The sequence below is a fragment of the Microcoleus sp. ARI1-B5 genome, assembly GCF_036705795.1.
Taxonomy (GTDB): domain Bacteria; phylum Cyanobacteriota; class Cyanobacteriia; order Cyanobacteriales; family Microcoleaceae; genus Microcoleus.
Genome location: NZ_JAUBVK010000041.1, coordinates 1 through 11,358, shown reverse-complemented (window position 1 = coordinate 11,358; position 11,358 = coordinate 1). Strand labels below are relative to the sequence as shown.

Annotated in this window: 9 protein-coding genes and 2 pseudogenes; 3 read left to right on the top strand and 8 right to left on the bottom strand. The window is 45.4% G+C overall.

The genetic code is table 11. The features are described 5' to 3' along the window. Positions 1 to 514: 514 nt before the first annotated feature. From QUB63_RS31825 to QUB63_RS31815, 3 genes are all read right to left on the bottom strand, one after another. Entirely contained in the window at positions 515 to 919 is a 405-nt protein-coding gene (locus tag QUB63_RS31825) for a hypothetical protein (RefSeq protein WP_332949373.1), read from the bottom strand. Positions 920 to 1,022: 103 nt separating this feature from the next. Further along, positions 1,023 to 1,178, bottom strand: coding sequence for a hypothetical protein (locus tag QUB63_RS31820; protein WP_332949372.1), 156 nt, complete (start codon positions 1,176 to 1,178; stop codon positions 1,023 to 1,025). Positions 1,179 to 1,330: 152 nt separating this feature from the next. Continuing rightward, positions 1,331 to 2,032 (bottom strand): tyrosine-type recombinase/integrase, encoded by a 702-nt coding sequence (locus QUB63_RS31815; RefSeq protein WP_332949371.1) that lies wholly within the window; start codon positions 2,030 to 2,032, stop codon positions 1,331 to 1,333. Between QUB63_RS31815 and QUB63_RS31810 the strand changes: the two genes are divergently transcribed. After that, a complete protein-coding gene (locus QUB63_RS31810; RefSeq protein ID WP_332949370.1) occupies positions 2,031 to 2,249 on the top strand; it encodes a hypothetical protein in 219 nt (72 codons plus the stop codon). The genes QUB63_RS31815 and QUB63_RS31810 overlap by 2 nt on opposite strands. A 65-nt stretch (positions 2,250 to 2,314) precedes the next feature. Continuing rightward, positions 2,315 to 3,773: pseudogene (gene tnpC, locus QUB63_RS31805) on the top strand (IS66 family transposase). Between the two features lie 4 nt (positions 3,774 to 3,777). On the opposite strand, the gene lodB reads toward tnpC, so the two are convergent. The 4 genes from lodB to QUB63_RS31785 form a co-directional block, all read right to left on the bottom strand. Continuing rightward, on the bottom strand, positions 3,778 to 4,881 hold the full coding sequence (gene lodB / locus QUB63_RS31800; protein ID WP_332949369.1) for a lysine-epsilon-oxidase maturase LodB: 1,104 nt from the start codon (positions 4,879 to 4,881) through the stop codon (positions 3,778 to 3,780). Between the two features lie 109 nt (positions 4,882 to 4,990). After that, entirely contained in the window at positions 4,991 to 7,057 is a 2,067-nt protein-coding gene (gene lodA, locus QUB63_RS31795; protein ID WP_332949368.1) for a CTQ-dependent lysine 6-oxidase LodA, read from the bottom strand. A gap of 385 nt (positions 7,058 to 7,442) precedes the next feature. Further along, positions 7,443 to 8,330 (bottom strand): RNA polymerase sigma factor, encoded by an 888-nt coding sequence (locus QUB63_RS31790; protein ID WP_332949367.1) that lies wholly within the window; start codon positions 8,328 to 8,330, stop codon positions 7,443 to 7,445. 736 nt (positions 8,331 to 9,066) lie between these two features. Continuing rightward, positions 9,067 to 9,354 carry a WD40 repeat domain-containing protein gene (locus tag QUB63_RS31785; RefSeq protein WP_332949366.1) on the bottom strand — a complete coding sequence of 96 codons (288 nt, stop codon included), beginning with the start codon at positions 9,352 to 9,354 and terminating at the stop codon, positions 9,067 to 9,069. Between the two features lie 953 nt (positions 9,355 to 10,307). Between QUB63_RS31785 and QUB63_RS31780 the strand changes: the two genes are divergently transcribed. Continuing rightward, a complete protein-coding gene (locus tag QUB63_RS31780; RefSeq protein WP_332949365.1) occupies positions 10,308 to 11,036 on the top strand; it encodes a hypothetical protein in 729 nt (242 codons plus the stop codon). 44 nt (positions 11,037 to 11,080) lie between these two features. On the opposite strand, the pseudogene QUB63_RS31775 reads toward QUB63_RS31780, so the two are convergent. Continuing rightward, positions 11,081 to 11,358, bottom strand: a pseudogene (locus QUB63_RS31775) (IS630 family transposase); the annotation flags it as partial.

Here is an 11,358-nt window from a genome sequence, read left to right as displayed (position 1 = left end):
ACCTGGAAATCCAGATATTTCGTGCAAAGCTTGACTGCTCGAAGTATTCGACCTCTCCGAGAGTAATCAGGTGGGTTACTTCGTTCCTCATAACCATTGGTCTGTTTCGTTAGGATGTCACCTATTCACCGAGTTTTTGGGTAACGTAGGTATGCCGATACAAATCCTCATACCACCCTCTACTAATGCCCTTTTTGGGACTCCCAGCGTATAAAGCCTTATTTCGCTGGTTCATCTTAACGGTGATTCAGGCAGTGACTTCACTTTCGTTATCCATAGGAACTTGCTCACGGGATACCACTTTTTAGGCTAGTAGCTCTTTCCGCTTTTATCCCCGCTTCACCGATTGAGGGCTAGTCTCTACAGTGGGGGATATGCTTTCACCTCTACGTTTGAGGGGCAGGGCTTGACACTTTCTAGGATACTGATGTTCACCTGCTTTTGTTATGAAGTTGTCATCTACAAGGGATTAAAGTGCGAACTCAATCCTGATGGATTACCCTGTAGAAGCCAGTCATCCCCCGATTTCTCGGTTTCGACTGAACGAATCGCACTTGTAGAAAATGTTGCCATCCGCTTTTACTTCAAGGAAATACAGCGAATTTAGCAGAATCCGGCGAAGCTGTGCTCGATAAATCAGCAAATCAGCCCGCCGTTCTTCTAAACAAGATAACCCCGCAGTTTCGGCAATCTCTACAGAGCCTTCCAACTTCACTAACTGGTCCAACAGCAAGGGTTCTTGGACTGAGTTGAACAGCGCCAGGGGAAGAGCGCCGACGGGGATTTTACCCAAGTCGGTAAACTGATAAGAGCGAGATCCCTCCGACTCTAGCAACCCTTTGAGCTCCCACCGAAAGCTTACCAAGTCTTTGGGAATCGATCGCTCTTGGGCCCCGTACTCTTTCCACAGCACTTTCAACTGTTCGAGTTCCTCACCCGGAAGCTGGATGTTGAAATTATCGTAGAGCGGCAGTGCTGGAAAAGCTTTGGTTTTAATCCGCTGCGAGACTGGCTTGCAAGTTTCACCGGTGTGCGCTTGCGTGGTGTTCTTTCACGTTCCCCTTTTTTGCTGTCAATCCGCCACCACAATAGAGACAAGTTAGCTGAGTTTTTCCCCGCACAACTCCATCAATGCCCGCCAGCTCTCCGCTGGGAGCAACGCCGTATTTTAGCCACATCTGTAAATAATTCTCCTTTAAGCAGGTTTTTGTAGGTGCACCCGCGTTTGAAGGATCGTAACAAATAAGCGAGGTGGGGGCTTCTGCCGGGCGGGGAGAAAGCGACCGACAACTGTAGCAAATCGATCGTCCGTTGGGGGAAAAAGCAGCCGTCACCATTCGGGAATTTCTTCAGGCGGCTCGCCCGATCGTGCTTGTGACAGTTGGTGGGGGGGTAACGGATTTTCTGGAGTTGGGGAAGCTGAATCAGGATAAGTAGTTTTCCTGACGTATCCAAGGGTGGAGAGGGCGGAGACGGCACCCCTTACTTGGTCGGGCCGCACTTCTAAGTATTTCTGCAACTGTTCTAAGTTGCGGTGGCCGCTGATTTCTTGAATAATCCGCAGCGGAATCCCGGCGTTGCTCATTTGAGTGAGTGCCGACCGTCGCAGGCTGTGAGTGGAAGCGCCGATGATGCCGACTCGTTCGCAGGCTTCTTGGAATAGGTGAGAAGCGGCTTCCGGGTTCATGTGTTTCCAGCGGTGGTTGAGGTGGCGGCTGGGGAACAGGTAGGGGTGCTCGGGATGTGAGTAAGTTTCCAACAGCAGTTTCAAATCTTGGATGATGGGGATGGTGCGGGTGCCGAGCTTGCCTTTGGTGTTGCCCTTGCGGATGACCATTTCAGATCTGATGGCACCGGCTGGGGTGAAGACATCGATGACTTTCAGGCTGCACGCTTCGGCTACCCGGCAGGCGGTGTAGAGGCAAATGCCGAACAAAGCGCGATCGCGCGATCCCTGCAAACCATCGTTAAATAAGAGTTCGATTTCCTCTTGAGTCAGGATTTTCGCTTGCCCGTGGCCTTCTATTTTCATGCAGGCGTGTATACTCGACCCGACAAAGCAAAAGTTTGCCGCACTTACTGCATTACTGCATCAGTCGGGAGTATTTCTTAATGCGGTGGTTGAGCGGGGTCAAGGGAAAAGAAGGGGCGATCGTGGATTCGGTTTTAAAGAAATCATGCTGCGAACCAACATTATTTCTGTACAGATTGAATCTATTTTGCAGCAACAGGGATGTTCGTCCATTTAGTTCTACGGTAAGGATTCAGGTCAAAAATAGTTGAGAGACACCGAGAAATATGGTAATATAGTCAAATGAGCAAAAAACCAGAGTTACCAGCACTAAAAATCGAAATAGTTGAGCAGTGGAGTCATGAGGAACTGGTCAAATTGGTGCTGACGCAACAGAAGCTCATAGAAAAATTACAGCAAGAACTCGAAAAGCTCAAAGAGAAACAGCCGAGCAATAGCTTTCACATCATCGAAACCCCCATCCAGCGATCTACTACAGAAATCAGAGAAAGCCTCTTCTGAGAACTCAAAAGAGTCAGAGTCCGACTCCAAGCGCAAACCAGGAGGACAGCGAGGACATATCGGCAAAACCCGAAAAGGATTTGGACGAGTAGACAGATATGAAATCAGCACTCCTGACGAATGTGAGGATTGTGGCAGCAGAGAATTAAGTGAGATTATTGGTTATAACAAGCAGCAAGTAGCGTGTTTAGTCGCCAAACCAATTGAAGTAGTGGAATATCAACGAGTCAAGTGTCAGTGCCTAGAATGTGGAGCAATGGTGATGGGAGCGCCAGCATCCGGGATAGTGCCAGGGCAAGACTTGAGCATCGACCTACAAGCACTATTGGTATGGTTAGGTAATTATGGGCATATATCCTATGAAAAGCAACAAGAATTTCTGCGAGAATTAGGTGGAATTGAAATTGGGATAGGCACATTACAAGCTACAAATGCGCGGGTAGCCGATGTTGTAAAGTCTGCCGTTGAAGACTTATGGAAATGGGCACCTTTACAAGCTAACGTCCATGTCGATGAAACCCCGTGGTGTGTCAAGGGAGTCAAAGAATGGTTATGGACAGCGACAGGTAAAGATTTTTGCTTGTTTCATGCTGCGGACACTCGAAGCCGAGCCGAATTAGAAACAATGCTCGGTTCGGAGTTTGCTGGAGTGTTGAGTTCTGATGATTTTAGCGTATACAACGGTGTGATTGTGGGAGCGCAGCAGAAATGCCTGGCCCATCTGCGACGACATTTTAAGAAAGTTCTTCTTTTTAGTCACGGTAACAATACTATAGTCGCCTCTGCGTTCTTGGAATTAATTGATGAGGCTTTTCGACAACATCGACAATGGCGCAAAAACCCTGAAGAGCTGCTGGATTATCACACTTGGGCGAGCGACTTTAAGACCAGACTGGCAGAATTGTTAAATACTTGGCAAGGTCATGTTGGTTATGCTGCTGGACTTTTACTGCGTTCGTTGCGTGAGAAAGCGCACCAATGGTGGTACTTTTTAGACCATCCTGAAATTTCCCCAGACAATAATTTGGCAGAACGTTCTCTGCGATTAGCCGTGACTAAACGTAAGGTATCTGGTGGTTCCCGTTCAATGTCTCGGTTTAAACAAACTGCTGATTTACTATCTGTGATTCAAACTTGTCGCTTTCAATGTAAAAGCGCAATGGCTTTTTTCCGTGATGCTCTATCTGCCCATTCTTGTGACTTATTTATGCCTTCTCTAATTCCCCAATTTCAGACCTGAATCCTTACGTTCTACGTTGCCAGAATGAAGATTCTTGCCACCGCTTTTCCATCTCGTAGTACATATGTCGCATTCTCAGATAAGTATTAAAATTACGTTCTAGTCCATTCTGATACTCAAAGAGTAATTCATTTTTATTACTGCTGTGATGTTCAATCAGAGCAACAGCAGCGTGACTTCCGGCAGTCAGAGAATGTCCTATACCCATAGATGAAAGCGGATCGAAAGCAGCAGCGGCATCCCCTACAGCTATCCAGTCGTCACCGACTGCACGGTCGAGTATGTGGGAGTGTGCAGGTTTTACAGCGAGGGGGTAAACAAAGGTTCCTCCCCAAGCGCGTTGGCTGGTATGCTTAGCTTTGGATAACAGGCGACCCCACTCATACTGTTTGTGAAGTTGCTGCTGTCGCATAATATCTACATCCGTCATCAACACCACGCTTAACTTGCCATCTGGTAGCCACGCAGAGTACCACCATCCTTCTGGAACTGACTCAATCAAAATTTCTTCAGTTTTAGGTTGATTATTTTCAAAATCAAGAAAAGCACTGATTCCTACTAGAGAGTCGCAGACAACAGATTTTGCTCCCAAGCGCTTAGCAATTCTGGATTGTCGGCCCGTTGCGTCAACTAGATAACGCGAGTCGAACTCGAACGACTCACCGGAATCATGACTGAGCTTCATACGCCAGCCCCCTCCCTCCAAATGCTCACCCTCAAGGCATTTGGTTCGCAAGAAGAGCTTACCCCCTTTGCTAAAAACCTGTTCTGCTAACATACAATCAAATTGTCTGCGGTCGAGAAGATAACCTTCGCCGAACTGGCTGAATAATGAAGGTCTAGAATTCAGTAAAGAATTTCCCCAAGCAGCAGAAATATTATAAACAAGTTTGTGATTATCTGCTAAAAAAAAATCTTTAACTTGCAGGTAATCCAGCAAAGGTAACAAACTTGCTGATACATTTTCGCCGACACGATTTTCCTCGTAAGCCGTTCGTTCAATAACCGCTACGGTAAGTTCCGAATAGAGACAAAGTGTCAACGCTAAAGCAGTCCCCGCAGGTCCCCCACCAATAATAGCGACATCAACGCCTTCGATCCGTTTCATCTTTAATTTCCTGCTAACTTCTCTCGATTGGTGATGGTTTTACAGACGATCGTAGGTAAAGAATCTCCTGTTATCGTCGTCACAAATAACAGGAGACTATCAACATCAATTAGAAGCGAACCCGCGTGCCAGCACGAGGAATCCTTTGCCGTTCTTCTTCGACCACTTCAATCTCGTTAAACATTTCCTCTTCAACTGCCAGATTCAGCGAGCGCAGTCGGGAAGACCGTACAGCTCTTTGATCGCTAAGACTCTTGAGATAAAACACTTGAACATCTGTACCATCATCATCCGGGCGGGTGGTGATTTGACTAATCGGCACAGATTGGTAATCAAACATTTCATTGTTCCGTTCTGTTTCCACCAGATAAGGAAACATCTGTCCGTTTGAGCCAGTATTTTTGTTACGGATGAACGCTAAGTACGACCATCCTTGGTTAACCATTTGTTTGTAACTGTTGACTCCCCGAATGAAATTCACCTGTAAACCTGCCGGAATACCTGATGCTGCTTGCGCTTCCTCCGTTTCATCCCCACCAAGCACATCCCAGGGAGCTTGCGGCGGCCACCAGTAGGAGTAATAAGTAGGCGGTTTAGGAACCATAGGGCTGCCTGTTTTATTGGTATTAGGATCTGTGAAATTGATTAATTGGATTGAACAGTTGAAGAAATCTGCCTGCCAGGGAATCGCCATCCGTTTCGTTAAATCACCCGGCTCACAACCACCGCCTTCACACTCATCACGACCAGGTGTAAGACCGTTTTGGTAGTCAACATCTTTTGACGCGATGATGTAAGAATCTTCGTAGAGCGCGGGATTTTGTGTCGTCCAAGTTACCTCAATGCCCGGACACTGAGGAAGTCCGACCACATTACCAACACTGGCACTATTTTTCTCATCAACACCAGGGAAAGGCTCAGAGTCGGGATAGTTTTTGAACTTCCCATCTGCCCATTGTTTGAGGAGAAAATACTGCGTTTGAGTAAGCGCCAGAAACTTTTCAATGTTGTCATTACTGACAGAATTGCTGCCAGAGTTGAGCGGCATCATTGGTACATTGTCGTTGCTAAATAAGGTGTATTGACGACTCTGTGGAAAGGTTGAAGGGTTGGGAGGTTCTGGTTGCCGGAAATAGGAAAAATATCGTTTTCGATTTGCTTTGTTGGCCTCAGAGGGATCTGAGAAGTCAAAGATATTGGAAGAAAAGGCAATCATAGATTGCACATTAGCCACCCAATGATAACCCGAAATCCGCTGAATAATCGGCAGGATATCGCGTTGATAGTTAGCTTGAAAATGCTCGCTCCATGCCCCATTTTTATACAGTTCTGGGACAAGATTAAAATAACGCACGCCGACATCAAACATGGTGTCATCCCATGTGGAGATGTTCGTGATTTCTGGGGCAAAATGCGGTGGGCCAACAACAACCCAGGCTTTCAGGGTGAATGGTTCTTCATTCTTTACAGTTATTGTGCAAGTGACTGACCCGTCCGAGATATCGTCATACCAAGTGTCAGCCCCTCCGTAACTAGAAAGTGGTAAATCGCCTCCTGATTTGCCAAATCCTCCCAGCACTAGCAGGCGTCCTGCACTATCTGTTTTTAGGTCGCCAAGCTTGTTAATGGGATAACCATACTTGGGACTTGGAGGTGGGAAATGCCCGTGTTTATAATCAGAGGGAATATTGTCACGACTAATTTCAATGCTTGCATGAGTCCCAGATATAGTCCGCGGACCGGGATCGATAATCAGGCTCTGACGATCTTGAGTTTCCTTGTTCCTGAGATCGACTCCCTGTGCTTGATAGCTATTCTTTTCTCCAAACAAAAGGTTGCCTTTATATTCTGAGAACTTGTACCAAGCCGCTTTTTTATTAGCCAGGTGTACCGTCCATACGATTGATTCCACGTCAGAGTTTTCTAAGGTAACTTCTTCTCCAGAACGATCTGGAAAATTAGGATTTTTACGATAGATCCGAAATTTTTGAGCTTGCCGTTTCACCTTTCCGGCAGCATCTTTAAAACTGCTAAAAGGTTCTTGCAGCCCGTTGCCATTACTATCGCACTCGATGGGCAATCCCCCAATTTGTTCGGGAGCCAGAAAAAAGTCAGTATCACTATTACCAACTCGAACAACTCCCACCGATGGATAAATTGAATAGGTATAGCTCATTTTCCTTCGTGATGCAGTACACCCTTAAGACGATTACCAGAGATCGATCCTGAATTTATGGAGAAAAAAGAAGCATCGAATAACAATTGAGTAATAGGGGTCGTGCGAGGGTGTAGCTGCTGCTTTGTGGCATCGCTTGTTCTACTTCTTCTTCTTGGTCTCAATTCCCCTAAAAATAGGGGCAATTACCCCCAATATTTTGCACCCACCTCAATGCCAAAGGATTAAAAATAGGCAAGACGATACCAAAGAAATTAGCGCGACACCCGCCTCAATTCTCCCGCAACTTTCCCCCGGTCAGCATGGAGTGCCTCTATCCAGCAGCAGCGCTCCAGGGATTCGGCCTCCCAACTTTTAGTTTGTTCATCAAATTTTGTGCCAATACTCAAATAGGTACAGGTGGCAATTCACATAGCGCCGCCTCAATACAATAGCAACTATCTCTCTTTATTTCTAATTTCCCATCAGATGTAGTCATAACAGAAGCCGACTCGGAGTGCTGCACCGATAGCGTTACCTCCTCCTGTTGGGCATCAACAACAATCTCTACAGACTCTACCGCAACGGATAACGCCATCATCTCACCCACAATGGATTCAACGTCCGCATTTTCCTGAGACTTTTCCCCTTCCAATTCCGTTGCAGTCGGTGGAGACGAGAATTCCATTTCAGTCCCATCCTCCCCCAAAAAATACTCCCTCAACTCCACCCGCAGAATTGCTCTTGCCTGGGAGATACGCTTGCAGACATTCTGGTAGGAAATATCTTGCTGTTGGGCAATTTCAGTATAAGACAGTTCCTCATAAAAGTGCAGGAGAAACGTCTCGCGCAGCCGGGTCGGTAAGCTATCAATCGCACGGCGAATCACAATCTTTTTCTCGGAGTTTTCCAAAGCCTTGGATGGTGTTTGCTCCGGGGTAAACAGTCCTTGCTCTTCAAGAGATGCGTATACTTCCATATTCTCAACTCGATTCGCACCGCGAGCGCGTTCTCGATAAATATCTACGCAGAGATTGCGAGTTAGTTTTGTCAGCCAAGCCTTAAAATTAGCAATTTCCCCGCCGTACCTTTGCACCTTTTCCCAAGCCTTGAGCATCGCCCGCGAGAGCGCATCTTCAGCATCGGCAGAGTTTCCACCCATCCACTTGATGCAGCAACGGTAAAGATGATCTCGATACTGCTGCCATTGCTGCCAAAAAACTTTAGTAGTCTGAAAAGAGCAATTCCATAGACAGGATGCAGTAGATGAGGCTACTGCTGAAAAATCTGACATAATATATGAACTGGTAGCTAAATTTATCAACTCGTAGCTGACCCTAATAGAATCGATTAAAAAAAAAGCTGCCATCTCTGTTCTTTTCGAGCGTCGGTATCTCATGCCAGCAACAATCTCACCAGAAATGGGCTAACAATGGGATACTCTTCGTCTCTTCCACCTCAAGCCTTATGCCAAAACATGTCCACCGCTCGAAAGACTATTCTTCGCTAAGCTTGTCAGGTTTATAGACTTTTAGCTCTTTTGGGTAGCTATCAATCCTGATGTGGAAAGTTGTCGAGTAAGGGGTATGGAATGAATGTCGAAAGATGAACTAGGTAACGGACGCGACTAACCTAACATCCTGAAAGGAGGCTGTCACAGAAAGTGTATTTATGTTAAGTAAATAAATATGAATTATTATTTTACCCGGGTAAAGAAATTCAAAATGCGAGCGCGTAACGTGCCTCCTTAGTGAGGTAGCAGAATAAGGCACCATCTCCGATGAAACTATAGCCTTTCTCAGTTAGGTAGGTACTTGGTAATGGGTAATGGGTAATGGGTAATGGGTAATGGGTAATGGTAATGGGGCGTCGGGCATCGGGCATCGGGCATGGGTAATGGGTCAGAAATTATCGCGCTTTGATTGCTAAAGATATCTCCACTTACCAATCCTGCAATTACTTATTACCTATTACCTATTACCTATTATCTATTACCGATTAGAGCTCGTACCTCATGTTACTGAGAAAGGCTATAGCGATCGCGATCGCCGCTTTCTAAATCCCAGACTTTGAGCGTGTTGTCGTAACGCCGCGAAAATAGCCCTTTTCCCGTTCAAGGTAATTGCGATCGCATTGATGCAGTCGGTATGACCCGTCAAGGTTTTAAGTTCTGTACCGGTTGTCAAATCCCACAACTTCAGCGTGTTATCCACCGATCCAGAGATAGTTAGGAGCCCCTGGGGGGTAACTGCTACTGCGATAACTCGATCGGATGACCCGTAAAGGTATTCAGTGCGATGCCACTGGTTAAATCCCACAGCTTTAGTGTTTGGTCGGACGAGGCAGAAATTGCTTTAAGTCGAGAGGGCGTGATGGCAACTGCCCAGACATCGCCCTTTTGTCCGCACTTGCGTCTTCAGCTCGCTCGAACGCAGCGCGCGATCGACCCGACGACACCGCGTCGTCGGGCCGCATTTACTGCATTACTGCATTGGTTTGGGGTATTTCTTAATGAGGCAGCGAGCGGGCTCAAGGGGAAAGAAGGGGCGATCGCATCCGAGGAGAGGGACAATAGCAATCCCGTTAAATGATAATGCTTGAAGCAGGCGGTAACAAAGAGAGAGTGTGTGCGCTCCGTTATTTAAGTATTTTCCCGCCCGATATAAGTTAGTTTCATGAATACTTGACTAATTGTTGAAATATCCTCAGTAAATATGCGGAAGTCTCTCCTGAAGAGCAGCAGCAAAACTCAAAGATTCAGTCTTTTGAGATGAAGAGCGGAATTATAAAACTCAGTAGTTTCCCGAATTGACTATCGGTCTAACTAACCTGATAATAACCATTATGAACAAGTAGAGCGCTTGAGTAAAACTAAGCGCAAGTAAAGATTCCTTTTACCTCGCTTAACAGCAAATCACTAAAAAATACCGGGTGCAGTAATGACTTTAACAAAACCGTTCTGCTTGCCTTTTGTCGAAACAAGTAACTCACAAAAAAGTTGCCAAAGTACAAATTTGGCTACCGCTCGATTTACTGTCAATCCCCCAACAGACAGTTTTTTCGACCCAACATTTAACAAAACAATTAATAATAAATAGCTCCGCAAGCGACAATCGTTTAAGGAGTAAAGAACAGCCTTAATAACTCTATCGAGCGAGCCGGCTACCCTCACGCGGGGAACGCAATTTCGATTGCCTTCTCCCCAAAAAGAAGTGAGGCATCAAAACTTACCAAAACTGCTATTTAACCCTCAAATCAGGAGTACCAGCGAGTGCCTTTAACAGACCCGATTGGAGAACCTTTAATAGAAGAAGTGGAATCCTTAATTCCCGAACTTGCCCCGACAAAGCACTCGCTCCTGCCAGGAATTAAAACTAACAAACCTTTATTATACCCAATTCCGGGCGAATCTGAAAACTCCGAACAACTTAACTTAATAGAAACGTCAAAAGGACTAAAATCCGAATTCAGTCGAGCAGAGGCTGATGCTTTTATTATTAACCAAACGAACGATATTAACAGCATACCTTCTGCCAACACCAGCCCTCTGATAACTAACAGCACTCTCAGGGATGCAACAAATTCAGAAGTTGACCCCCTGATTGGTAAACTCGACTCCGACTTAGGAGACCCCCTAACCAACCCGAATCGAATTGCCTCAAATAACTCGACTGATAATTTTAATAAATCTGCCATTGACGTACCTGCAATCAACTCGTCAATCAGCACCTCAGAACTACTAAATAAAACCACAACAGCGACAACAATAACTCCCGATAATTTACCAGTCAATCCAATAACTGTATCAAACTCGGCTCAATCTGAACCGAACCAAACATCATCCACAACTGCGTCAACATCCGATCGATCTGAGTTCAATAAAACCTTACCCGCAACTGTATCAACGACTGACACAACAGAACCCAACAAAACATCACCTACGATTACATCAACTCCTGACAAATCTGAATCTAATAAAACATTACTTGCGACAATATAGCAATCCTAAATCAATTGTAAAATATCTGGCTTCACCAATGCTGATTAAGTTGGTATTAATTTAGGCTTTTTATCAAACAAGCCATACATATTTAACTTGGGAAAGTTAAATATTTGACAATGAGTTACCAGCATAAATAGTTTTTTAATAAGTGGAAAACTTCTACAGAGATACCAATGTTTTCTCAGGAAATTTTTGCTGTGAAGCCAAATATCTTCTACAGGGTTTTGTTCAGGTGCATTAGGAGCAAATAATTCACATCTTATCAACCATTCAGATTTTTCTAAATTTTGATTAGCCAGGCTAAGATCATCTCGCATTT

Coding starts and splice junctions, on each gene's coding strand:
- QUB63_RS31815 (WP_332949371.1), bottom strand. CDS start 2,032: ATGAAAATAGAAGGCCACGGGCAAGCGAAAATCCTGACTCAAGAGGAA.
- QUB63_RS31790 (WP_332949367.1), bottom strand. CDS start 8,330: ATGTCAGATTTTTCAGCAGTAGCCTCATCTACTGCATCCTGTCTATGG.
- lodB (WP_332949369.1), bottom strand. CDS start 4,881: ATGAAACGGATCGAAGGCGTTGATGTCGCTATTATTGGTGGGGGACCT.
- QUB63_RS31820 (WP_332949372.1), bottom strand. CDS start 1,178: ATGTGGCTAAAATACGGCGTTGCTCCCAGCGGAGAGCTGGCGGGCATT.
- lodA (WP_332949368.1), bottom strand. CDS start 7,057: ATGAGCTATACCTATTCAATTTATCCATCGGTGGGAGTTGTTCGAGTT.
- QUB63_RS31810 (WP_332949370.1), top strand. CDS start 2,031: ATGCAGGCGTGTATACTCGACCCGACAAAGCAAAAGTTTGCCGCACTT.